Source organism: Kribbella sp. NPDC056861 (assembly GCF_040687575.1).
GTDB lineage: Bacteria > Actinomycetota > Actinomycetes > Propionibacteriales > Kribbellaceae > Kribbella.
This window is the reverse complement of the sequence record NZ_JBFBNQ010000002.1, coordinates 693,892-717,867: the sequence shown is the minus strand read 5'-3', so window position 1 is coordinate 717,867 and position 23,976 is coordinate 693,892. Positions and strand designations below refer to the sequence as shown.

The 23,976-nt window shown below is 67.5% G+C and carries 16 protein-coding genes and 1 riboswitch; of the genes, 9 read left to right on the top strand and 7 right to left on the bottom strand.

All coding sequences use genetic code 11. From position 1 onward, the window contains the following. Positions 1 to 60: 60 nt before the first annotated feature. A riboswitch (cobalamin riboswitch) is annotated at positions 61 to 205 on the bottom strand. A 58-nt stretch (positions 206 to 263) separates the two neighbouring features. Continuing rightward, the gene (locus tag AB0P21_RS10480; protein ID WP_363695456.1) at positions 264 to 3,308 is read left to right on the top strand and encodes a hypothetical protein; all 3,045 of its coding nucleotides are present in this window, start codon (positions 264 to 266) and stop codon (positions 3,306 to 3,308) included. On the opposite strand, the gene AB0P21_RS10475 is transcribed toward AB0P21_RS10480, so the two are convergent. From AB0P21_RS10475 to AB0P21_RS10450, 6 genes are read right to left on the bottom strand one after another with little or no spacing between them, the layout of a single operon-like run. Then, a complete protein-coding gene (locus tag AB0P21_RS10475) occupies positions 3,301 to 5,487 on the bottom strand; it encodes a TIM-barrel domain-containing protein (protein ID WP_363695455.1) in 2,187 nt (728 codons plus the stop codon). The two genes, AB0P21_RS10480 and AB0P21_RS10475, sit on opposite strands and share 8 nt — an antisense overlap. Next, entirely contained in the window at positions 5,487 to 6,623 is a 1,137-nt protein-coding gene (locus AB0P21_RS10470) for a glycoside hydrolase family 15 protein (RefSeq protein WP_363695453.1), read from the bottom strand. Before AB0P21_RS10470 ends, AB0P21_RS10475 begins: the two co-directional genes overlap by 1 nt. Before the next feature lie 8 nt (positions 6,624 to 6,631). Continuing rightward, on the bottom strand, positions 6,632 to 7,888 hold the full coding sequence (locus AB0P21_RS10465; RefSeq protein WP_363695451.1) for a sugar ABC transporter substrate-binding protein: 1,257 nt from the start codon (positions 7,886 to 7,888) through the stop codon (positions 6,632 to 6,634). A gap of 19 nt (positions 7,889 to 7,907) precedes the next feature. Further along, the gene (locus tag AB0P21_RS10460; RefSeq protein WP_363695449.1) at positions 7,908 to 8,732 is read right to left on the bottom strand and encodes a carbohydrate ABC transporter permease; all 825 of its coding nucleotides are present in this window, start codon (positions 8,730 to 8,732) and stop codon (positions 7,908 to 7,910) included. Continuing rightward, a complete protein-coding gene (locus tag AB0P21_RS10455) occupies positions 8,725 to 9,594 on the bottom strand; it encodes a sugar ABC transporter permease (RefSeq protein WP_363695447.1) in 870 nt (289 codons plus the stop codon). Before AB0P21_RS10455 ends, AB0P21_RS10460 begins: the two co-directional genes overlap by 8 nt. Next, positions 9,591 to 10,760 carry an ROK family transcriptional regulator gene (locus AB0P21_RS10450; protein ID WP_363695446.1) on the bottom strand — a complete coding sequence of 390 codons (1,170 nt, stop codon included), beginning with the start codon at positions 10,758 to 10,760 and terminating at the stop codon, positions 9,591 to 9,593. Before AB0P21_RS10450 ends, AB0P21_RS10455 begins: the two co-directional genes overlap by 4 nt. Positions 10,761 to 11,006: 246 nt before the next feature. Between AB0P21_RS10450 and AB0P21_RS10445 the strand changes: the two genes are divergently transcribed. The 4 genes from AB0P21_RS10445 to AB0P21_RS10430 all read left to right on the top strand — a co-directional run bounded on the left by AB0P21_RS10445 (position 11,007) and on the right by AB0P21_RS10430 (position 18,920). Next, positions 11,007 to 12,188 (top strand): ROK family transcriptional regulator, encoded by a 1,182-nt coding sequence (locus AB0P21_RS10445; RefSeq protein WP_363695444.1) that lies wholly within the window; start codon positions 11,007 to 11,009, stop codon positions 12,186 to 12,188. Between the two features lie 98 nt (positions 12,189 to 12,286). Further along, entirely contained in the window at positions 12,287 to 15,547 is a 3,261-nt protein-coding gene (locus AB0P21_RS10440) for a TIM-barrel domain-containing protein (RefSeq protein ID WP_363695442.1), read from the top strand. Next, positions 15,544 to 18,390 (top strand): TIM-barrel domain-containing protein, encoded by a 2,847-nt coding sequence (locus AB0P21_RS10435; protein ID WP_363695440.1) that lies wholly within the window; start codon positions 15,544 to 15,546, stop codon positions 18,388 to 18,390. The genes AB0P21_RS10440 and AB0P21_RS10435 overlap by 4 nt, the downstream gene beginning before the upstream one ends. A 269-nt stretch (positions 18,391 to 18,659) precedes the next feature. After that, a complete protein-coding gene (locus tag AB0P21_RS10430) occupies positions 18,660 to 18,920 on the top strand; it encodes a hypothetical protein (protein WP_363695439.1) in 261 nt (86 codons plus the stop codon). A gap of 346 nt (positions 18,921 to 19,266) precedes the next feature. Here the strand turns inward: AB0P21_RS10430 and AB0P21_RS10425 are convergent, their stop codons facing one another. After that, on the bottom strand, positions 19,267 to 19,767 hold the full coding sequence (locus tag AB0P21_RS10425) for a MarR family transcriptional regulator (protein ID WP_363695437.1): 501 nt from the start codon (positions 19,765 to 19,767) through the stop codon (positions 19,267 to 19,269). A 128-nt stretch (positions 19,768 to 19,895) separates the two neighbouring features. Between AB0P21_RS10425 and AB0P21_RS10420 the strand changes: the two genes are divergently transcribed. Genes AB0P21_RS10420 through AB0P21_RS10405 form a run of 4 tightly spaced genes read left to right on the top strand, consistent with a single transcriptional unit; the run spans position 19,896 to position 23,774 of the window. After that, positions 19,896 to 20,873 (top strand): DMT family transporter, encoded by a 978-nt coding sequence (locus AB0P21_RS10420; RefSeq protein WP_363695436.1) that lies wholly within the window; start codon positions 19,896 to 19,898, stop codon positions 20,871 to 20,873. Next, positions 20,776 to 21,891, top strand: coding sequence for an ROK family transcriptional regulator (locus tag AB0P21_RS10415; RefSeq protein WP_363696472.1), 1,116 nt, complete (start codon positions 20,776 to 20,778; stop codon positions 21,889 to 21,891). Before AB0P21_RS10420 ends, AB0P21_RS10415 begins: the two co-directional genes overlap by 98 nt. Further along, entirely contained in the window at positions 21,875 to 22,717 is an 843-nt protein-coding gene (locus AB0P21_RS10410) for a TIM barrel protein (RefSeq protein ID WP_363695434.1), read from the top strand. Before AB0P21_RS10415 ends, AB0P21_RS10410 begins: the two co-directional genes overlap by 17 nt. A 1-nt stretch (position 22,718) precedes the next feature. Continuing rightward, complete coding sequence (locus AB0P21_RS10405; protein WP_363695433.1) at positions 22,719 to 23,774, top strand: Gfo/Idh/MocA family oxidoreductase; 1,056 nt, start codon at positions 22,719 to 22,721, stop codon at positions 23,772 to 23,774. The last annotated feature ends 202 nt before the right edge of the window (positions 23,775 to 23,976 follow it).

The window sequence follows — 23,976 nt, the reverse complement described above, 5'->3', positions numbered from 1 at the left end:
CGCGCAGCGGGGGACGGAACGTCGTCGGTCCGGACTCCGCCCGTAGACCACGACGGGTGAGGAGTTCGCAGGCTCGTCGGCGGGTGGTCCGGCTCGCGGAAGTCACCTTCCGCCCACGGTTGCGGGTCAGCGCCGGCTTCGGACCGGCTTCCCCCACGCGACGAGTCATGAAGTTGTTGGAGAGCCTGACGAGGTTACCCCGAACCCTTGTTCGACGCAGCGGAGTGTGTCCCAATGTGACTGGGAGTAATGGATCCGTAGCTGTGGGGGCGATGGTGGGGGACGAAGCAGAACCGGGACCGGCGCCGGCCGACTTCCGGTGGGTGGGGGCGATGCTCGCGGCGCTGGCGGCGGTCTGGCTGGCGATGAACGAGATCAGCCTGCTGGCAGCGGGCTTCCTCGCCGACGGCGGCACCTCCTGGTCGTTCCACGGGATGAGCGGACCGCTCGCCGCGCAGCAGTACGGCGGCTGGCACAGCAAGCTGACCGTCGAGCAGTTGACCGACTGGCTGCCGTTGCTGGCGATCTACCTGCTGCTCGACTTCGTCTTCATCGGGATCTACGTGCCGGCGCTCAAACGCTTCGTCCCCACTGGACCCGTGCTGCTACTGGCCGGCCTCGACGCGCTCGAGAACGTCGGGACGTACCTGCTCGGCCGCGAGCGGTGCGGCGGCGGCGACTGTGTCGGCAACGCTCAGGTGATCGGCCTGACCGTGCTCACCATGCTGAAGTGGGTGGCCTTCGCCTCCGTTCTCGTTCTCCTGTTCAGCTATCACTGGCCGACGATCAAAGCCGCCGTACCGCGGATCCGGCGGGCGCTGTGGATCCAGCGGTTCAGCCTGCTCGCCTTCCTGCCACTGGCCTTGCTGACGGTGGTGCCCGGCACCGACGTGCTCGACCAGCTCCCCGACGTACAGCGCCGATGGCTCGACGACGGCACCGGCGTCTGGCACGCGATCGCCTCCGCCCTCCTGTACTACGCGGTGCTGCTGCCGGTGGTCTTCTTGCTGGGCAGGATCCGCAGCGACTGGGCGGTGCGCCGAGTGCGCGGCGACAGCTACGGCTGGCCGTTCTACAACAGCGACGGCGAACCACGCCGCCACAACCTCAAGCTCTGGTTGATCGGTCCGGTGCTGCTGCCCCTGGTGGCGCTGGTGATCGCCGTGTCCGGCCAGGGTGAGGTCTTCAAGCGGCGGCTGATCGTCTTCTGCTTGATCCCGGTGCTGGTACTCGGCCTGTCCCGCTTGCTGCGCGGCAAGCCGGGGGTGGAGCCGGAGAAGTTGCGCGAGGTCGGGCCGTGGTTCCCGCGCGACGTGATGATCGCCGGCGACATGCTCGCGGTGACCGCGGTCTCTTTGGGTGGGCTGGGCATGGTTCGCGCCTTTACCGGTCTTGCTGCGGGCGACGCGGTCGGTCTGTTCGATTCGTCGTACGTCGTGCATCCGGTCGTGGCGGCGCTGATCGGCGTGGTGCTGGGGATCGGGGTGTGGCTGGCCTCGTGGCCGGTGCTGCAGGCGATCCAGCGGTGGGGGCGACCGGAGTCCACCGGGCTGCTTGGCTGGTACGGCCATCTCGTCACGCCTGGCGTGAACCGGGACGGGCGGACGACCGTCGTCACGCCGCCGCGGAGCAAGGTGCGGGCGGGCTTCATCCTCGGCGCGAGTCTCGGGATCTTGTTGCTGGGCTCGTTCCCGCGGCGGATCGCCGAGATGCTCGGGGTGCTGGCGGCGACGATGCTCGCCTTGACGACCCTGGTGGTGCTGGGTGGGGTCGTGGTGGCGTACGCGCAGGAACGGCAGCCGCCGGAGATCTTCCAGACCAAGTGGCTGCGCCAGCGGGCGACGCCGATGATCGGGTTGCTGCTTCTCGCGATGTTGCTGACGAGTCTGATCGGCGGCAGGACCGAGGTCCATCCGTTGACGGCCAAACCCGCGGGCGGGCTGCCCGATCGGCCGACCCTACAGGCGGCGTTCGACGCGTGGGTGGCGCAGCCGACGCGCTGCACGGTCCCGCTGGACGGTGGGCTCAGCCTGCGGCCGATGGTGATGGTTGCCGCGGAGGGTGGCGGTATTCGAGCGACGTACTGGACTGCCTCGGCGCTCGAGAAGCTCAGTACTGCGGGCAGTGGTTGCGGGAAGCATGCGGTGCTGTTCTCAGGTGGTGCCAGTGGAGGTGCGTTCGGTCTGACTGTTGCCCGGTTCACCGATCAGCCGTTGACGGCGGTCAAGGCGATGGCCGGCCACGAGGCGCTCGGGGCGGCGACCATCTCGACGCTGTCGAGCGACCTGCTGGCGAGCGTTGCGGGGCTGCGGTTCGATGCGACCGCGGAGTACCGGACGCCTTCGCGGCAGCCGCTGGATCGGGCCGGCCTGATGGAGACGGCCTGGGAGCGGAAGGTGCCCGCCCTGCGCACGCTGTTCCTGCCGGGTGACGGCAAGGCCGAGGAGGCGATGACTGGTCAACTGATTCTGACCACCACCGCGGTCCGCAACGGCTGTCGCGCGCTGGTGAGTCAGGTCGACCTCAGCGAAGGAGCCCGTACTGCGGACGGCTCACCGGTCTGCGGAACTGGAGTGGCAGGCGCACACAACTACGACCTGTTCGGCGCCTTCGGCTGCGCAGGGAACGTGCCTGCGTTGACTGCCGGACTGCTGGCAAGTCGGTTCCCCTATGTCACGCCGTCCGGAGTAGTCGGGCGCTGCGGCGACCTGAAGGCAGCGCAACTGGTGGACGGCGGCTACACCGACAACACCGGAGTCGGCACGATCGTCGACCTCGCGCCGGCGTGGGGTCCCGCAGTACGCGCGCACAACGACAAAGTCCTTGCCGCGGGCACCGGCGAAGTACTGCTGCCGCTGGTCGTCTACATCGAGAACGGCACCGGCAAAGACTACAGCGTCGGCAACGACGACCCGGCCGATGGCATCGGCAACACTTTCAAGCCAGGGATGAACGTTTCGTCGGTCCCCGAGTTGCTGGTGCCGCCGGTGACCAAACTCGTCACCGCGAAGGAGGACGGTACCGACGACCGCGCCCTCCTCCGCGAGGCCCGAACAGCAGCGATCGGCAACCTGTGCTCGACCTCAACGTCGTGCGCCCAACTCCGCAGCCAACTCCCGAACCAGGTCTACGTGATCAGCCAGAGCACCCAACCGTCCCTGTCCGCACCCCTCGGCTGGACGCTGTCCAAGGCCAGCCAGAACGACCTCGACGCCGACCTGCAACTACAGGCCACCAAACACTGCGCCCCGAACTGCACCGGCTACGGCACGTTGCACGACCTGCTTGGCGCCCTCGGGCTCAGCTGAAGACAGCCGCCAGGTCGGGCCAGCGTGCGGCCTTGCAGTAGACGGGGACGAGTTCGAGCGGTACGTCGCGGGTGACCAGGCCCTGGGGGACGGCCTCGCCTGTCCAGACGTCGATCCAGTCACCTGCTGGGAGGTACGTCGTCCAGGTGGTGGCGGCTGGTTCGAGGACCGGGTTGATCAGGAGGTCGTTGCCGAGCAGGTACTGGTGGGGGTGGTTCCAGATCTCCTCGTCGGTCAGGTGGTCGAAGAAGAGCGGACGCATCAGCGGCTGGTCGGTGGTGATGGTGAGAGCTGTCTGCTCTGCCAGGTAGGGGACCAGCCGCTCGCGCAGTTCGGCGTACCGGCGGAAGAGGGGGATGACCCGCTCGTCGCCGGTGGTCTCGGCGACGTGCCATGGGGTGCGGTCGCGGAGCGGGAGTTGGTGGTGGTTGAACTCCGAGTGGTACTGCATGATCGGCATGAACACCGAGGCCGCGGCGGCGCGCAGGTAGAGCTCGGCGTCCGGGACAGGGCCGGAGAAGCCGGCCAGATCCCAACCCCAGTAGACGATTCCACAGGACGCGGCCGTGAGCCCGGCGGTCACCGAGGCGCGGAACGCCTCCCAGGTGGAGTCCTCGTCGCCGGCCCAGAAGATGCCGTGCGCCTGTGAACCGGTGAAGCCGGCCCGGGAGAAGGTGACCGGCGCCTTGCCTGCGCTGCGCAGCAGATCGCCGAAGGCGCGAGCGTAGTGGACGGGGAACAGGTTGTTGCCTTCGTCACCGCGTTTGCCGTCGGCGTACTGGAGGTCGTGGCCCCAGGCGTGTTCGCCGCCGTCGGTCTTGAAGCCGTCCACGTCGAGGTCGTCGACGAGGTACCGGCGCTTCGCGGTCCACCAGTCACGGGTGCGCTGGGTGGACAGATCGGGCATCAGCGCTTGCGGGAACCACCAGCCACGGTTGTGGTACGCCGTACCGTCGGCCTCCAGGACCGCGTGCCCGTCCCGGACCATCGCCTCGGCATCAGCCGCGACCTGCCCGGTACTGAACTCGGTCTTCTGCAAGGGAATCTGCCAGAGGATCACCTTGATCCCGCGCGCGTGCAGCTCGTCGATCATCGCCTTCGGATCCGGCCAGGCGCCGTCCGCGCGGTACTCGAAGTCACCGGCCGCATGCGCGCTGCCGTCGGCGGTCACCTCATACAGCGCGTCCCGCCAGATGGTGATGCCCTCCTCGTCGCTCCACGCCTCGATCACGATCGCGCCGACCGGGATGGAGAGATCGCGATGCGCGTCCATCCGCGCCATCACCAGCTCCTGGGTGTTCCACTCGTTGCCCGAAGCCCACAACCGGAACACCCACTCGGGCAGCTCCTCGGCCCGGCCGACCTCGTCCAGGAACTGCTTCAGCACGTCGTTCGCCGAGCCTTCGTAGATGCCGAGGTCAACCATCGGGTCGTCGCCCAGGGCAACCTCGATGACGAGCTGGTTGCCTTCGGACGAGTACCACGTACGGCGCGACGTCCGCACGTGGAAACCCCAGCCGGTGCCGCCCACCACATGCGCGAACGGCATCGGCAAGTAGGTCCTGCCGTGCACCCCTTGGGATTTGTACTGCTCGAACACGACGGCGTCCAGCTGCTTCCCGCGCTGGTCCAGTGCGTCGTACCGCTCGCCGAACCCGACCAGGTGCTCGCCCTCAGCCAGCGGCAGGACGAACCGCGCCCGGTGCACACCGGTGGCTGAGACCAACCACTCGACGTCCCGCACGCGCCCGTCACCACCACGAAGCTCGCCGCCGGCGGCGGCCCAAGCGGCGGGCGCGACCTCGAACCAGTCCGTGGACTCCGCCGCGTCAAGCGCGGAGGTGGCGACGTCTCCGCTGTAGGCGTGGAAGCGATACTTCACCGGCTCGGTGAGCGGCGGGGTGACCACCGACCAGCCACCATCCCCGCCGAGTGCGCTCGCCTGCGCCTCCGCCAGGTGACCCTCACCACCCGCCAACGCGGCAGCATCTGCCGCGTTGGCGGTGGCAGGGGACAACGGGAGCTCCACGGCACCCCATTCGCACACCACGCGGGTGACGTCGGGCGAGACGACCACCCCCAGCTGGACCCGCTGCCCCGCCAGCGGCTGGACCGGGATGCGCTGATCGGGGGAGGTGGCGTACGGGTGTTCGATGCCGTGCGGCCGGTGGGTGAACATCAAGCGTCCTTGCTGGTGAGGCCGAGTTCGTCGGCGAGGATCAGGTACATGCCGTGGGACCACAGCAGCGGGCTGGCGACCGTGCCCCAGCGGGCGATCCACTCGTTGCGGGAACCAGGGTGGAGCAGGTGGTGCGGCACCTGCTCGGGGAGATCGCCGTGCTCGTTCACCTGGTCGGCGATCCACCGCAGGTGCCGCAGGGCGCCGGCGGTGTCGCCGGCCGCGGCCAGGTTCCAGCCGAGCAGCGCCGACAACAGGATCCACTGACCGCCACCGTAGAAGACGTCGGCCGTGAAGCGGTGCACCCCGCCGTCGTAGTCCAGATCTTTGGCGACCGAGGCCCGCGTCATCGCGGCCAGCGAATCGTCCGGAGCGACCAAGCCGAACGGCACGATGCAGGCCGGCAGCGATCCGTCCACCGCCGAGCTGCCGAGCCACTTCACCAAGTGCCCGTCGACGATCCCCTCGGTGGTCACCAACGAACGGATGCTGGCGGCAACCTTCAACGCCGGCGCCGACCAAGGTGCCGAGCGCAACGCCTCACAGGTGCCGACCGCAACCAGTCCGCCGTGGATCGCGCCGAGCGTCGACACGTGCCGGTGCTCGACGTGCTCCTCCCACCAGTCGTAGCAGGGCCGGTCCCAGAACGCGACCAGGTAGTCGACGGCAACGTCGATCCCCTCCCGCCAGCGGGACAGGTCCAGTCCGTGCCGGGCCGCATGGGTGACCACCGACCACAGCCACATCCCGTAGCCGTCGGTCTGGAAGTCCCACCACGGGTCCGAACCGTTCTCGCCGTCGAAGGTGAACCGCGTCGGCAGCATCGCCTCGTTCGACGGCGCCTCACCGCGGGCGAGCGCCGCGCGCAGCTCGTCCACCTGCCCGCGCCGCCGGCGCAGTACGCCGTCCACCCAGTCGTGGTACCGGTCGGCGGACGCGACATCGCCGTACCGCGAGATTCCCTCGGCGGTGAACGAGCCGTCGCGCAGCCACGCGTAGCCCTGGTACGCCGAGAACGTCGGCGAGGCGGGATAGGCGCCACCGGCATCCTGGTGCTGGGTGATCACGGCGTGGCTGTGCTCGGCCAGCGCGCGCAGGCGGGTGAGCTCTTGCAGATCCAAGGCAGACAGCGTCATCGGGTCCTTCACTTCTTCAGCAGGCCGTTGACCTTGGTCTGGGCATCCGCGAGCGCCTTCTCGACCGGCTTGCGGCCGGCCGCGGCCGAGGTCAGCTCTGCGGTGACCAGGTCCTGCATCTCCTGCTGACGCTCGATCACCGGCGGCAGCACGGTCTCCTCCAGTGCGGTGAAGACGGCCTTGCGGTTGGCCGGCTTCTGCTGCTCGAGGTACGGCGCGAGCTTGGCCTCGTCACCGACCGGCGGCAGCTCCCAGGAGGTGGCCAGCCGGGTCTTGGTGGTGTCGTCGGACGACGCCAGGAAGGTGACCCACTTCTGCGCGGCCTCGGCGTTCTTGGAGGCGGCCGAGACGACCAGCCCGTTCACGAACATCGCCGACGCCTTCTTGGTGTTGCCCGGCTCGACCGCGACGTCCCACTCGAACGGAGCCGCCGCCATCGCGCTGAACATCCAGATCCCGGTGTGCCACATCGCCAGCTTGCCCGACTTGAACAGCTTCGAGTCGAAGTCCGGCGTGCCGGCGCCGTCGGCCTCGGTCGGCATCGTCTTGCCGACCTTCTCGACCAGGAACTTGGCCGCCTCGACCCCGGCCGGTGAGTTGAAGGTCGCCTCGGTCTTGTCGGCGTTCAGGAACTCGCCGCCGTTCTGGGCCAGCACCTTATAGAACTCGTTGTACGACACCGGCTGGTAGTCGCCCCAGACCTTGGCGCCCTTGTCGGTCAGCTTGGCCGCGGCGGCCTGCTCGTCCTTCCAGGTCCACGCGTCGGTCGGCTCGGCCACCCCGGCCTTCTTGAACAGCGCCTTGTTGTAGAACAGCACGACGTTCGAGAACGACTCCGGTACGCCGTACTGCTTGCCGCCGTCGTTGAACGCCTCGACCAGCGACTTCTTGTAGACGCCGGTGTCGACGTTCTTCAGCTCGGCCAGCGAGCCGTTCTTGGCGTACGTCACGAAGTTCTCGTAGTTCAGCTCGAACGCGTCGGCCGCGGTGCCACCAGCCACCGAGGTCTGCAGCTTGGTGAAGTAGTCCGCGTACGGCACGGTCTCCACCTGGACGGTGATGTTCGGGTTGGCCGTCTGGAAGGCGTCGACGATCGCCTTCAGGTCCTTTTCGTGGCCGTCGTTGGAGGAGAAGTTCATGTACCGCACGACGGACTTGCCTTCCGGCGCGGCGGCTTCCTTGGTCGCCGAACCCTGCCCGCAGGCGGTCAGGGTGAGGGCGAGTGCGGCGGTCAGGCCTAGGCCCACGGTTTTGAGATGACGCATGGCGGTTTCCTTCACTCTCTTACTTGATGCCGGTGTGGGCGACGCCGGCGATGATGTGGCGCTGCGCGAGCAGGTAGACGACGGCGATCGGGACGATCGAGACGACGGAGCCCGCCATCACGACGTCCCACTGGGTGGTGAACTGGCCCTGCAGGGTGGACAGGCCGAGCGGCAACGTCATGAACTCCGGCGACCTGATCACCACCAGCGGCCAGAGGAAGCTGTTCCAGCTGCCCATGAACGCGAACACGGCGACGGTCGCGAGCGCGGGCCGGATCAGCGGCAGGACGACGGTGGTGAAGATCCGCAGATGCCCCGCACCGTCGATGGTGGCCGCCTCGTCCAGCTCCATCGGTACGGCGGTGACGGCCTGCCGGAGCAGGAACACCCCGAAGGCCGACGCGATCGTGGGCGCCAGCAGAGCGAAGTACGTGTCCTGCAGGTTGAACGTCTTCATCTCGATGAACAGCGGCACGACCAGCACCTGCAACGGCACCATCAAGGTGGCCAGGTAGAAGCCGAACACGACGTTCTTGAGCGGGAACTTCAGCCGCGCGAACCCGTACGCCGCCATCGAGCCGGTGATCAGCTGCAGCACTGTCGAGGCGATCGCGATCCCGAGCGAGTTGAGGATGATCCGCCACATCGGGATCGCGTCCAGCAGCGTCCGGTAGGCGTCCAGGGTCGGGTTGTCGACGACGAGTTTCGGGCCGTCGGCCAGCGATCCCTCGGGGGTGATCGAGGTGATCACGGTCCAGAGGAACGGGAACAGCATGATCGCGGCGCCGACCAGCACAGCGGCGTACAGGGCGAGCTTGGCGGGGAGGGAGCGAGTGTCACGCATAGTGCACCCACCGGCGCTGGCCGCGGATCTGGAAGACGGTGATCAGCAGGATGACGGCGAACAGGATCCAGGACAGCGCGGACGCTTCACCAGCGCGTCCGTACCGGAAGGTCAGGTCGTAGATCTGGCCGACCACCACCTGGCTCGAGCCCTGCGGGCCGCCGCCGGTCATGACGTAGACCTGGTCGAAGACCTGAAAACCGTTGATCAAGGAGATCACCACCACGAAGAAGGTCGACGGGGACAGCAGCGGAAGAGTGACCCGCCAGAACCGTTGCCAGGCGCTGGAGCCGTCCACCTTCGCGGCCTCGTAGATGTCCGCCGGGATGGACTGCAGGCCGGCCAGCAGGATCACCATCACGAAGCCGAGGTCCTTCCAGGCCGAGGAGAGGATCACCGCGGGCAGCGCCCAGTGCGGGTCGGTCCACCAGCCCGGCTCGGGCAGCCCGACCGCGCCGAGCACCTGGTTGACCAGGCCGTTGGTCGGGTTGAGCAGCCACTTCCAGACCAGCGCGACGACGACCCAGCTGGTGACCACGGGGAGGAAGTAGGTGGCCCGGAGGAACGCGCGGCCCTTCAGCTTCTGGTTCAGCGCGAGCGCCAGGCCGAGCCCACCGGCGTACACGATCGGGAGATAGCCGGCGACATAGATCAAGGTGTGCAGGAAGACCCGGCGGGTGGTCTCGTCGGTGAGCAGGTTCTTGTAGTTGGCCAGGCCGACCCACTCCATCGGGGAGATCAGGTTCCACTTGTGCAGGCTGACCCAGAGCGAGGAGACCATCGGCACCAGCGTGAAGACGAAGAGCGGGATCGCGCTCGGCAGCAGGAAGAACAGCACCCAGCCGAGGTTCTTGCGTTTCACGGCGTTTCCAGCCGGGCGCGCACCAGGCGGCTTTGCTCGCCGCCGTTCCCGGCCGAGTCGAAGGGGGAGGACAACACCAGCGAGGCGGCGCCGCGGGCCCACTGATCCTCCGTCCACGGCTCCACCACGACCGGTACTCCGCTCCGCGCCGGCAGCAACGACCGCCGGAACGACGGCTCGAACCCGGTCTGCCAGAACTCCCATCCGTCCACTCCTTCACCCATCAGCACGACGACCTCGGGGTCGACCGTGTGGATCACTCCCGCGAGTGCGCGACCGAGCATCCCGCCGGCCTGTTCGAAGATCTCCTGCGCGGCGCCCTCGCCAGTAGTTGCTGCACGCAACAAGGTGGTGAGCGTGCCGCGCGGACCGATCACCTTCCGGTCCCGAGCCGTCCGGGCGATCCCGGCGGCGCCGATGTAGGCCTCGAGACAGCCGGTCGAGCCGCAGGTGCACGGCGGCTGCTCGGTACCGGGGGACCAGACCGGGATGTGCCCGATCTCGCCGGCGCCCCCGTTGGCGCCGCGGTAGATGCCGCCGTCGACGACGATCCCGCAGCCGATCCCGCGCCCGATGGTGACCACCAGGTACGACGAGTGGTCGCGCCCGATCCCGTAGAGCCGCTCGGCGGCGGCCAGCGTGTTGACGTCGTTGTCGACCAGGACCGGCGTGCCGATCGCACTTCGCAGTACCGGTCCGACGGGCGCGGCCTGCCACCCGAGTGTCGGGGCATCGACAATCCCGGACGCCTGCGAGTCAACAGCCCCCGGTACGCCGACCCCCACACCGAGCAGCCGGTCATCGAGCTCAGCCACCTGCTTGGCCAGAATCTGCCCCAGCCGCCCGATCGCATCCTCAGCCGCCGGGTCGTACTCCAGCTCCACCGACGACCTGACGGTCCCATCCAGCTCAACTGTCACCACTGCCACGTGATCAGCAGTGACTTTGGCCCCCAGCGCGACCCCCGCATCCCGCACCAGCCCCAGCAACCTGGCCGGCCGCCCACCCTTCGACGGCACCGACTCCAGCTCCTCGACCAGGCCGCGAGCGATCAGATCCTTGGTCACCTGAGTCACCGTCGCCGGACTCAACCCCAGCCCCCTGGCGATCTCGGTCCGCGAGGTAGGCCCCTGCGTCCCCAGCAACCCGACGATCCCCGAAGGCACCAGATCACCCCGGGGAATCGGATTCTGTCCACTCGCCACAAGCACTCCCGACTTACTTCGCCACTAAATTTAGTAAAAAACTAAGGCCGCCTCCGGGGTGTGTCAAGAGTCCGGAATCGATGGTCACCGGGCGGAGTCGGGTGATCGCTCGCGGGTGAGTGTGTTCGCGAGCTGTTGACCTGGGTCGGGCCGCGGGGTTAGCTTCCGGACACTTCCTTCGGTGACCTTAGTAAGGCGGGTGGGTGGATGCAGCCGGTGCGGGTGGGGAGCAAGGAGCTGATCCGGGAGATCAACTCGTCGCTGGTGCTGGGGGAGCTGCGTGGCGGGCTGGTGTCGCGGACGGAGCTGGCCAAGCGGACCGGGCTGAGTCTGCCGACCGTGTCCGAGATCGTCGGGGAGCTGATCTCCTCGGGGGTGATCGAGGAGCGGGAGACGGCCTCGTCCGGGGGTGGGCGGCGGCCGGTGCTGCTTGGGTTGAAGCCTGATGCCGGGTACGTGATCGGGATCAAGCTGACCGAGACGCGGGTGATCGCGGTGCTCACCGACCTCAACGCGCGGATCGTCCAGCGGGCCAAGGCGACGATCAGTGCAGCCGACGTTGCCGGCGCCGTACGGGCGGTGGCTGCGGTGGTGAAGAAGCTGCGGGCCGGGTCAAGTCCTGTGTACGGCGTTGGTGTCGGGCTGGCCGGGGTGATCGATCGGGCCAACGGGGTGGTCCGGCACGGGACGTACTCCGATTGGCATGACATCGATCTGGCCGCGTTGCTGGAGCAGCGGATCGGGCTGCCCGTGGTGGTCGACAACGACGTGAACACCCTGGTCGCCAGTGAGCAGTGGTTCGGCGCCGGGCGTGGGGTGTCCGATGTGGCCGTGGTCAGTATCGGGCGCGGTATCGGGCTCGGCATGGTGCTCGACGGCCGCCTGTACCGCGGCGCGGGTGGCGGCGCCGGCGAGTTCGGCCATACCAAAGTCGTTGCTGATGGCCCGTTGTGTGACTGCGGTGGACGCGGCTGCCTGGAGGCGTTGATCGGGGAGCCGGCCATCCTCGCCGCCACCGGCAGCAGCACGATCGAGCAAGCCGTAGAGCAGGCCCGCGCGGGCGATCCGGCGGCCCGCAACGTTTTCGATCAAGTCGGCCGAACCCTCGGGACGGCCGTCGGCAATCTGGTCAACCTGTTGAACCCGAAGCTGATCGTCCTCGCCGGTGAGGGCACTCGGGCCGCGGACCTGTTCCGGCCCAGCTTCGACGATGCCCTGCGACAGGCGGTCTTCGACGGTCTGCAGCGCGATCTCGAGGTCGTCGTCGACGACTGGGACGACGAAGCCTGGGCGCAAGGCGCCGCGGGCCTGTTCCTGGGCGAGCTGTTCCAGCCCAATCTCCGCCCCGACGAAGCCGATCGGCCGTCGCTGACCAAACGCTCCGCCTGACCTTTCCGCACTTCCCCCTGTTCTTTCCTTTCCTGAAGTGAGGCCTGTCGATGAGTCCTGCCCGGACATCCAGAAGAAGGTGGATCGCTGCGCTCCTGGTGCTCGCAGCAGTCATCTTCCAGCTGTCCCCGACCCCCGCCTTCGCCGGCACCCTGACCGGCGTCTTCCACGCGCCGTACGGCGCCGACGAGCTCTACAACACCGCCCTGACCGAGCGGGCGCCGCGTGACCCGATGGCCGGTCAGGCCGTCGAGGTGAAGGCGACCACCTGGCCGGTCTCACCCGGTCAGACGGTCTGGATCACCTGGACCAAGAACGGCGTCAACCAGACCCCGGTCGGCGCCGCGTTCGACTACAACAACGGCAACAACACGTACTGGAAGGTCCCGCTCGGCACCTTCGCCCGCGGTGACCAGATCACCTACACGGTCAACGCGGACGTCGACGGCGCCAACCAGAAGACCACCGGACCGTTCTCCTTCTCCGTCACCTCGTACTCCGGAACCGGCAACGTCTCCGGGTTCGTCAACAACGGCACCAGCGTCGACGTCACCACCGGCGACACCGCGGGCAGCTTCACCCCGAAGGTCCGGTTCGCCTTCCCCGCCAACGACCGCTTCCACGTCCAGGTCGCGCCGACCGGCAGCGGGCTGAACATCACCGGCTCCTCGTCGTACACGGTGACCGACAGCGTCAGCACGCTGCAGATCGCCACCACCAAGGTGGTGCTCAAGATCCAGAAGTCGCCGTACCGGGTGGCTGTCTACAAGGGCGACGGCACCACCCTGATAGCCCGGCAGTACGACCCGGCCACCTTCCGCAACACCGGCTGGGCCAGCGACGGCAGCTCCACGGTCACCAAGGTCGAGGACCACTGGCTCTCCCCGGTGGGCGAGCGCTTCGAGGGACTCGGTGAGCGGTACGACGCGCTGAACCAGCGCGGCAAGGACGTCCACAACTACGTCTACAACCAGTACCAGGACCAGGGCCCGACAGCTCGTACCTACCTGAGCGTTCCGTTCTTCACGAACTCGGCCGGCTACGGCATCTACGTGCCCAGCACCCGGTACTCCGTGTTCAACCTGGGCACGCATCTCAGCGACATGGCCGGCTTCACCGTCGACACCGGTGGCGCGCTCAACTCCACGGTCGACTACTACTTCTTCACCGGCACCCGGGCCGAGATGCTCGACCAGTACACCGCCACCACCGCGCGGCCGAAGCTGCCGCCGAAGTGGTCCTTCGGGCTGTGGATGTCGGCCAACGAGTGGAACACCCAGGCCGAGGTGAACACCGAGCTGGCCAACGTCACCTCGAACAACATCCCGCACAGCGCGATGGTGCTCGAGCAGTGGGCCGACGAGGCAACCTTCTACCTGTGGCACGGCGCGACCTACACGCCGAAGCCAGGCAGCCAGGCGCTCGCCTACAGCGATCTGACCTTCCCGGCGGGCACTGCCTGGACCAATCCGAAAGCAATGGTCACGGCCGCGCACGCGCAGAACATCAAGATGATCCTCTGGCAGATCCCGGTGCTGAAACAGGACTTCGACAGCAATCCACCGACAGCGCCGCAGCAACACATCAACGACCGTGACTATGCCGTTGCCCAGGGCTACGTGCTCGGCGACGGCGCGGGCGGCGCCTACCGAATCCCGTCCGGGCAGTGGTTCGGCAACAGCACGGTGCCGGACTTCACCAAGACCGCCGCGACCAACTGGTGGATGAGCAAGCGGGCCTACCTGTTCGACGACGTCGGCATCGACGGGCTGAAGACGGACGGCAGCGAGGCAGTCTTCGGCCGCAACGTGACCAGCGGCTCCGGCCGCAAGGGCGACGAGCTGCACAACGCCTACCCGAACGAGTACACCCGGGCCTACAACGACTTCGTCACCACCAAGAAGGGTGCTCAGGGCACCTTGTTCAGCCGCGGCGGGACCAGCGGCGCCCAGGCGAACTCGATCTTCTGGGCCGGCGACCAGGCGTCCACCTTCGACGCCTTCCAGCAGGCCGTTCGGGCCGGACAGAGTGCCGGTCAGTCGGGCATCCCGTTCTGGTCCTGGGACATGGCCGGGTTCACCGGCACGTTCCCGAGCAGCGAGCTGTACCTCCGGTCGGCGGCGCAGGCAACCTTCTCGCCGATCATGCAGTACCACTCGGAGAAGTCGAACCCCGGTGTCTCCGAGGCCCGGACGCCGTGGAACGTGCAGGCGCGGTCCGGGGACACGACGGTGATCCCGAAGTTCCGCAAGTTCGCCAACACCCGGATGAACCTGATCCCGTATCTCTACACCGAGGCCAAGAACGCTTCCACCACCGGCCTTCCGATGATGCAGGCGATGAGTGTCGCCTACCCCGACGACGCGACGGCAGCGACCCAGGACCAGCAGTACATGTTCGGCCGCCAGTTGCTGGTGGCACCGATCACTACCCAGGGCGCGACCAGCAAGAGTGTCTACCTGCCCGCGGGTGAGTGGTACGACTTCTGGAACGGTGGCCGGGCGCAAGGAGCCGGCACCAAGGTCTACAACGCCGACACCGGCACCATCCCGGTCTTCGCCAAGGCCGGCGCGATCGTCCCGCTCAACTTGAACGCGAACTACGAGCTGGGCGGCACCATCGGCAACAGCGTCGACACCTACACGAACCTTGCCTTCCGCATCTACCCGTCCGGCACCACGAGCTACGGGTACTTCGAGGACTCGGCGAACCAGACCCGCACGGTCACCTCGACGGAGAACTTCGCCGGTCACCAGGTCACCGTGAGCGTGCCACCGCTCGCCACCACGAGCACGCTCCAGGTGGCGTCCAGCAAGCCGAGCTCGGTGACCAAGGGCGGCTCGGCGATGACCGCGCACGCGACTCTCGCCGCACTGCAGGGTGCTGCCGAAGGTTGGTACTGGGATCCGGTGCAGCAGCTCACGCTGGTGAAGACGGCGTCCAGCGCATCTGCGCGGAGCGTAGTACTGAATGGTGTCGACAAGGCGGCCTATGAGGCCGAGTTCGGCAGCAACACCGGTACTACGACGAACACCGACCACCCGGGCTTCACCGGGACCGGCTTCGTCGACGGGTTCGAGACGGCCGGCGACGCGGTGTCGGTGGACGCCAACGCCAGTGTCACCGGCAGCCACGTGATCAAGCTCCGGTACTCCAACGGCGCTGCCACGACAGCGACCCGGACTGTGCAGGTCGATGGCGTAAGTGTTGGGTCGGTCAACTTGCCGAGTACGGGAAACTGGGACACGTGGGGGACAGCCACGCTGACGACCAACCTCACCGCGGGTAAACGTGTGGTGAAGGTGGTCTACGGCTCCGGTGGCGTCAACCTGGACAACATCGGGGTGGTGCGGCCATGAAACGGCTGATGGCTTTCGTCCTGTTGCTGCCGCTGCTGGCTGTGTTGCCAGCGGCAACGGCCGAGGCGGCGGTGCAGCGGGTGCAGTTCACTGCCGGCGGCAACTATCTGGTGGTGGAATTCCTCGACGACGACCTGGTGCACTTCGAGATGGGTGCCGGGAGTGGGCCGGGGACCGGGTCGCCGCTCTTCACCACCACTCAGATCGCCAAGACCAACTATCCCGGGCCGACCAGCCTCAACCAGGTCGGCGGGGTGCTGACGACGCCCGGAATCAAGGTCGACGTCAACACGTCCACGCTCTGCGCGACGGTCTACGACACCACTCGGTCGCCGCAGTTGCTGCTCAACACGACCTGCCCGCGCAATCTCAGCCAGGCCTGGAAAGGGCTGAGCTTCACCAAGTCGTCCATGCAGAACGCCTACGGGCTGGGCGAGCAGTTCTTCATGGGCGGCAGCGCCGACGGCGACTGGGTCGGCCGGCAGCGGACCAGCGGCACCTACGGCAACGCGATGCTCTACGACACCGACAACGGGCCGGTCGGCAACGCGCAGATCCCGGTGCTGTTCGCGGTCGGCGCCAACACCACCAACTACGGGATGTTCGTCGACCAGGTCTACAAGCAGCAGTGGGACCTGACCGGCGATCCGTGGACGATGGACACCTTCGGCGATCAGCTCCGCTGGTACGTGATGAGCGGTCCTGATCTGCCCGACCTGCGCAAGGACTACCTGGAGCTGACCGGCCGCCCGCCGGTGCCGCCGAAGAAGGCGTTCGGGTTGTGGATGTCGGAGTTCGGCTACGACAACTGGAACGAGATCGACACCACCCTCAGCGGACTGCGGGCGAACAAGTTCCCGACCGACGGCGTGATGCTCGACGTCCAGTGGTTCGGTGGCGTCACCGCGGGGTCGGACAACACGAAGATGGGTTCGCTGGACTGGGACACGGTCAACTTCCCGAACCCGGCGACCAAGCTGGCGGCGTACAAGAACACCAACGGTGTCGGCGTGATGACGATCGAGGAGTCGTACGTCGGCAAGAACCTGCCCGAGCACAGCTCGATGGCGTCGGCGGGTTATCTGATCAGGGCGGGCTGCTCGAGCTGCAGCCCGGCGTACCTGACCGGGAACGACTGGTGGGGTCGCGGCGGCATGATCGACTGGACCCAGCCGGCCGCGAGCACGCAGTGGCACAACGGTCAGCGGCAGCCGCTGATCACCGACGGTGTGATGGGGCACTGGCTCGATCTCGGCGAGCCCGAGATGTACGACGCCGGGGATTGGACGGCAGGTCTGCTCGCCGGCAAGCATGCGCACTCCGACTACCACAACCTCTACAACCTGGAGTGGGCCCGCGGGATTGCGAAGGGCTACACGGACAACGCGGTCCAGCAACGGCCGTTCATGTTGGCCCGGTCGGCGGCCGGAGGCATCCAGCGCACCGGTACGGCGATGTGGTCGGGCGACATCGGCTCGAAGCTGACCGCGCTCGCCTCGCAGCAAAACGTCCAGATGCACATGTCGATGTCCGGGATCGACTACTTTGGATCGGACATCGGTGGGTTCCGGCGCGAGATGCTGAACACCGACCTGAACGAGCTCTACACCCAGTGGTTCGCGAACTCGTCGTGGTTCGACGTACCGATCCGGCCGCACACCGAGAACCTGTGCAACTGCGCGGAGACCTCGCCCGACTCGATCGGCGACGTGCCGAGCAACCTGGCGAACCTGCGGCAGCGGTACGAGCTCACGCCGTACTACTACTCGCTCGCGCACCGCGCCTACTCGACCGGCGAACCGCTGATCCCGCCGCTGGTCTACCAGTACCAGAACGACCCGAACGTGCGGGAGGTCGGCCACGAGAAGCTGATCGGCAAGGACCTGCTGGTCGGTGTCGCGGCCGGCGCGAACCAGCGCAAGCGGGACGTCTACCTGCCGGCTGGTACTTGGTTCGACTACTACAACAACACCAAGACGGTCAGCACCGGCCAGACGCTGACCGATGTGCCGCTGTGGCGCAACGGCAAGTTCCAGCTGCCCGCCTACGCCCGGGCCGGCGCGATCATCCCGAAGATGACTGTGGACGACCAGACGATGAACGTCGTCGGCAAGCGCGCGGACGGGACCACCCGCAACGAGCTGGTGGCCCGGGTCTACTCCGACACCACGGCCTCGTCGTTCACGCTGGCCGAGGACGACGGGTCGACGGTGGGCTACCAGACCGGTGCGAAGCGTACGACGGACCTGACGCAGTCGCGCTCGGGCAGTACGGCGACGGTCGGCATCGCCGCGTCGTCCGGCACCTACACCGGGGCGCCGTCGTCTCGACAGAACGTGGTCGAGCTGGTGGCTGACACGCAGGCGTCGGGAGTGACGCTGAACGGGACCGCGCTCACGCAGTACGCGAACAAGGCGGCCTTCGATGCGGCGGGCAGTGGTTGGTACAACGCCGGTGGCAACCTGGTCGTCGCCAAGTCGGCGTCGGTGGCGACGAGCACGGCCAAGTCGTTCGTCTTCACTCTCGGCCAGGCGGTGGTCTCGAAGACGTTCAGCTGCTCCGGCGGCACCACGACGGCCGGGCAGTCCGTGTACGTCGTCGGCAGCGCGCCGCAGCTGGGCGCCTGGTCGGTGGCGAGCGCGGTGAAGCTGGCGCCGACCAGTTATCCGACCTGGACGGGGACGATCAGTAACTTGCCCCCCAGCACGACCGTTGAATGGAAGTGCATCAAACGCCAGGAAGTGAACTATCCGGCGACCGCAGACCAGTGGGGTCCGGATCCGAACCTCTCGTTCACGACCCCCGCGACGGGCAGTGGCGGGACCACCTCGGGCGGTTTCTGAACCGTCGGGGACCGACGCAACGACCCTTCGAGCCGGTGGCACTGTAATGCCAGTGTCACCGGCTGTTGCACGCTCTGAGACCATCGTCACCAGCAGGTATGTCCTGAGTAAGGACTGTGTGAAGAATCAGTGCTGACGGCTTTCCAGGCGTGGTTCACCGGGCTGGGGACCGTAAGTTCGGAGAGGTGTCAGTCGAAGTCAGGAGTGAGCGAAGTGCAACGGGGCAGTCGGTTCGTGCCGTCGGCATGGCCGCTGGGGGCGGTACCGCGATGACGGCGGTCAACAAGGTTCTCATCTTCGCCGGAGTGGCCCTGCTGCTCGGCGGCCTCGGTTTCGGCTTCCGCACGGTCTCGATCGCCGGCACCCCCTGCGGCTCGGTCTTCCAGCCTGCTGCGGGCATTACTCCGATGGCTTGCGATGGTCGGCTGGACAGCTCGGGGACGCTGGTCACCCTGCTCTTGGTAGCCGGCGGGCTGTGCCTCGCCGCTGCGCTTGCCGTGAAGGTCGTCCGCGACCGCGTCACTGCCTGATTGTTTACTGCTTTTACCCCGCGACGTCCGCTGTGATCTCCGCGCGCTCTGCGCTGCGGGTGATTGGTGCGGCTTACCGCCCAACCGCCCGCGACGTCCGCTGTGGCTTCCCCGCGCTTTGCGTTGCGGGTGAGCGTCCCGCCCCTAATCGCCTGGACCCAAGTGGCCCCGGTCCCCGCTTCATCGATTGAGTCGCGTCGCCTGGCCCGATAACGGGCGGCGGGACCCGACTGGCGAAGCCTATGGCCGTCAGCACGCAGTAGCGGACAGCCCAGATGACCTGCACCGCAGAGCGCGGGGGAATCACAGCGCACGCCGCGGGCGGTAGAGCACCCGACAGCTCACGTCACTGCGGCTCGACGCGAGCGAGCCAGGTAGTAAGTAGTTGTTCGAGCTGAGCCGCCTCCTCGCCGGTCAGCGCGGCAAGCAAGCGTTGTTCGTTGAGCATGTGTTCGGTGAACGCCTGGTCGATCAGTTCGCGGCCGGCGGACGTGAGGCCGACCACCCGGCCGCGGCCGTCTTGCAAGGCAGGTCGTCGGGTGACGAGGCCGGCCTGTTCGAGGCGGTCGATTCGTTTCGTCATCGCGCCGGTGGTGACCATGGTGAAGCGAGCCAGCTCGCCAGGCGCCCGTTCGTACGGGTCACCCGCGCGCCGCAGCGCGGCTAGGAGGTCGAACTCTCCCTCGCTGAGGCCGAAGCGCCTGTAGACCACGCAGAGTTCGTCGGTCAGGTGACCGCCGAGGCGGTGCAGACGACCGATCACGCCCTGCGGTGACACATCGACATCCGGGCGCTCACGGGCCCATTCGGCCTGGATCCGGGCGACGTGATCGGGCATGGAAATCATGCGGACCAGCATATATCTTCCAGGGAAGCTATAGTATCTTCCATGGAAGCTACCTGGCGATGGATCCTCGTGACAGCGATCGCGCCGATCGCCTGGGGGGGGGCACGTACTACGTAACGCGCGAGTTCTTGCCCGCCGATCATCCGCTGTACGGCGCGACGATCCGGGCGCTCCCGGCAGGCCTCCTCCTGATGCTGGTCTGCCGCAGACTCCCGACAGGCGCGTGGTGGTGGCGGTCCGTCGTACTGGGCGTGCTCAACATGAGCGCCTTCTTCGCCCTGGTCTACGTGGCCGCGCAACTGCTACCGGCGAGCGTCGCCTCGGTGGTGATGGCGACCTCGTCGGTGACGATGATGCTGATCGCCTGGGCGCTGATCAGCGAACGCCCGGGATTGCTGCCCGCAGTCGGAGCGGCACTGGGCATCGCGGGCGTCGGCACGATGCTGCTGACCGGCGCCGAGTCGATCAAGCTGGCCGGAGTGGCGGCGTCCATCGCCGCGATGGTGATGTCCTCGCTGGGCTACGTACTGACGAAGAAGTGGGGCGCCTCGACAGTCGGAAGGGTGCCGGTTCTCGCGTCAACCGCCTGGCAACTCGTCGCAGGCGGGCTCCTGCTGGTACCGGTCGCCGTCCTGGTCGAAGGCGCGCCACCGGCGCTGGATGCAGCGGCGATTGCCGGCTTCGCCTACGTGAGCATCATCGCCACCGCCGTGGCCTTCGTTGCCTGGTTCACCGGCCTGCGTCATCTCCCCGCGGCCACAGTCGGTCTCATCGGCCTCCTGAATCCGGTCACCGGCGTACTGCTCGGGACCGGACTGGCCGGCGAGGCCCTCACCGGACGCCAGGTGATTGGCATCGTCCTCGTCCTGGGTGGAGTCGCGCTCGGTCGATCGATACGCCGTCCAAGAATTCTGATACCGTCTTTATTAAAGACGGTTCGAAAACTAGGACGGATCGATGGACAGCGCCACCCGAGGGGCCGAGAGATCGGCGAACCAAGTCGCCTGTCTGCTCTGCCTGAGCGGCACCGACGAGGCGCAGACGGTCGGCGCGATCAGCACCGGGACCGGGTTGTCGCGCCCGACAGTGCACGCTGTACTGGATGACCTCCTCGATGTCGGGCTGGTGACGGAGACCAGTCCATCGGCGGCGGGACTTGGCCGACCTGCCCGCGCCTTCCGGTTCGCGCGGGAAGCCGGGCTGGTGGCCGGGGTCGACCTCGGTCCGCGGGGCGCACGCGCTGTCATCTGCGACTTGTCCGGCCGGCGGCTCGCGTACGCCGAACTGATGGGTGACCAGCGTCCCGATATCGCTCTGATCGAGCACGCAGTACAGGTCGTTGCTGCGGAGGCCTCGGTCGACATCAGTCGGTTGCGGGCGATCGGGGTGGCGCTGCCAGGAGTGATCGAGGCCGACGGCCGGCTGCGCGCCAGCCTTGCGATGCCCGATCTGGTTGGGTTGCCGGTCGCGGAGACGGTTGCCCAGAGCATCGGACACTCCGTTGCCGTTGACAATGACATCAAGCTCGCGGCGCTGGCCGAGCAGCGAGGTGGCGCCGGCCGTGGGTACGCCGATGTCGTCTACCTGCAGATCGGCCATCGGCTGTCGGTGTCGATCGTGCTGAACGGCGTCATCCGGCAGGGCCGGCATCGGCTCGCGGGCGAGCTCGGCGCCCAGCGCGGCATGCGCTGGACCCGGAACGCCGAGCGTGGGCAGCTGGTCTGGACGTCGCAGCCGACCGGCGAGGCGGTACTGCGCGCCGCGACAGCGGGCGATCCGGCCGCCCGGGCGGAGATCGAGGACTTCTGCGCGCAGATCGCCGAGCGGGTCGCGACCGTGCTGCTGGTCGTCGACCCCGAGGTACTGGTGGTCCGCGGGGGACCGGCCGCGGACAGCGAAGTACTGCTTCGGTCGCTGGAGGCAGCGGTCGACAAAGAGCTGCTGTTCGCCGAGCGGGCGCCGTTCGTCGCCTCGGCGCTGGGGCGCGAAGCCGTGGTGTTAGGGGCCGTCGGCAACGCGTTCGACCGGTTCAGCTCGGACATCTATGGCGTCCACGGCTACCCGAGCCCGTGGATGCGGATCACTGACGACGTGGAGAGGGCCAGCAGTGAAACTAGGAGTTAGCTCGTACTGCTTCCGCGCGCTGATGGCGCGCGGCGAGATGGACCTGATCGCCGTACTGGACTGGGTCGCGGCCTCACCCGCCGGGCATCTGGAGGTCGCCGCCCCGGACGGCCAGTACTACCTGGACCACGACGAGGTCGTCCGTACTGCGGCCGCGCACGCCGCCGACATCGGCGTACCGATCGTGAACTACCTGGTCAGCGGCGACCTGCGGACGGCCGACGAGAAGGAGATCGACCTGCTGCGCCGGCAACTCGACGTCGCGCACCGGTTCGGCGCCCGGATCTTCCGGCACGACGTCGCGCCGTGGGCGTGGCGGGAGCAGGACCCGGGGGAGTTCGAGTCGACGTTCGAGCAGGTCGTGCTCGGCTGCCGGGCGGTCGCCGACCACGCCGCCGAACTGGGCATCGTGTCGACGATCGAGAACCACGGCTTCTTCATGAACGGCAGCGAGCGGCTGGCCCGGCTCGTGCACGAGGTGGACCGGCCGAACTTCCGGGTCACGCTCGACCTCGGCAACGGGCTGTGTGTCGGCGAGGTGCCCGGCAAGACCGCGGCCGGGCTGATCGACGTCGCCGCCTCCGTGGGAGTGAAGGACTTCCATATCCGGCGTACTGCGCCGGGTGACGGCTGGCTGAAGACGCTGGCCGGTGACTACCTGCTCGGCACGATCGCCGGCCATGGGGATCTCGATCTTCCCGGACTGCTGGCCTTGGTCGGCACGCGGCCCGACGTACCGGTGAGCCTTGAGTTCGAAGGGCTGGAGGCGACTCCGCAGGCCATCGAGCGGTCGCTCAACAACATTCTCGGACTGGTGGGAGCCTGATATGACGACACGGATCGCAGTGATCGGGGTCGGCGCGATCGCCGGCCAGCACCTGATCGCGTACCAGCAGAACCCGCAGTCCGAGGTGGTCGCGGTCTGCGACGTGGACCGGGACCGGGCCAAGGCGCGCGCCGACGAGTTCGGCGTACCGAAGGCGACGGATGTCTTCGAGGAGATCCTGTCCGACCCCGAGGTCGATGCCGTCAGTATCTGTGTGCCGAACATGCTGCACGCCAAGATCGCCGAGGCGGCGCTGCGGGCGGGCAAGGATGTGCTGGTCGAGAAGCCGATGGCTGTCACGGTCGCCGAGGCCGAGACGTTGGTCGCGGCAACGAAGGAGACCGGGCAGGCGCTGCAGATCGGTTACGTACGGCGGTTTGCGCCGAACGCGTTGGTGGTCAAGCGATTCCTGGACGAGGGGGAGTTCGGCGAGATCTATGCCGCGCGGGCGTCGATCATCCGGGCGGCCGGCAACCCGGGCGGCTGGTTCGGTGACGTCGACATCTCCGGTGGTGGACCGCTGATCGACCTCGGGGTGCACATCATCGACCTGTGCTGGTTCTTGATGGGTCAGCCGGTCGCGGTGTCGGCAGCTGGCGCGACGTTCTCGCCGCTCGGTGCCCGGGACAACATTCAGCATCTGACCCGGTACCGCGCTGCCTCGGCGACGGTGGTGAACAACGTCGAGGACTATGCGACCGCGCAGATCCGGTTTGCGAACGGCGCGGTGCTCGACGTCGATACGTCGTACTCGCTGCATGCCAGGAACTCCACCACGGTGAAGATCCACGGCACCAAGGGCGGCGCGGAGATCGAGCCGGAGCTGCTGATGATCACCGAACAGCACGACACGCTGGTGCACATCCAGCCGCAGATCGACTCGCTCGGCTTCGACTTCACTGTCGGGTTTGCCAATCAGATTGATCACTTCTTGCGGATCTGCCGGCGTGAGATCCCTGCCGATGCCACTGCGGACCATGGGTTGGAGATGGCGCGGATCTTGACTGCGATTTATGAGTCTGCGCGGACGGGGGCTGAGGTGACCATCGCCCGCTGATCTTGTTGTAGTCGCGGGCGGTTGACGGCATCTGTCGTAACCGCCCGCGGCGTTCGCTGAGCTTGGCCCGCGCTTCGCGGTGCAGGTGATCTGAGCTGTGGGTTACAGCAGGAGGGGTCCGGCGCCGGGTTAGCAGAAGCTACTGCGGCCTCCGCAGAACCGCCCGCGGCGTTCGCTGTGCTGGCCCCGCGCTTTGCGGTGC

Coding starts and splice junctions, on each gene's coding strand:
- AB0P21_RS10475 (WP_363695455.1), bottom strand. CDS start 5,487: ATGTTCACCCACCGGCCGCACGGCATCGAACACCCGTACGCCACCTCC.
- AB0P21_RS10470 (WP_363695453.1), bottom strand. CDS start 6,623: ATGACGCTGTCTGCCTTGGATCTGCAAGAGCTCACCCGCCTGCGCGCG.
- AB0P21_RS10465 (WP_363695451.1), bottom strand. CDS start 7,888: ATGCGTCATCTCAAAACCGTGGGCCTAGGCCTGACCGCCGCACTCGCC.
- AB0P21_RS10460 (WP_363695449.1), bottom strand. CDS start 8,732: ATGCGTGACACTCGCTCCCTCCCCGCCAAGCTCGCCCTGTACGCCGCT.
- AB0P21_RS10445 (WP_363695444.1), top strand. CDS start 11,007: ATGCAGCCGGTGCGGGTGGGGAGCAAGGAGCTGATCCGGGAGATCAAC.
- AB0P21_RS10435 (WP_363695440.1), top strand. CDS start 15,544: ATGAAACGGCTGATGGCTTTCGTCCTGTTGCTGCCGCTGCTGGCTGTG.
- AB0P21_RS10430 (WP_363695439.1), top strand. CDS start 18,660: ATGACGGCGGTCAACAAGGTTCTCATCTTCGCCGGAGTGGCCCTGCTG.
- AB0P21_RS10425 (WP_363695437.1), bottom strand. CDS start 19,767: ATGATTTCCATGCCCGATCACGTCGCCCGGATCCAGGCCGAATGGGCC.
- AB0P21_RS10405 (WP_363695433.1), top strand. CDS start 22,719: ATGACGACACGGATCGCAGTGATCGGGGTCGGCGCGATCGCCGGCCAG.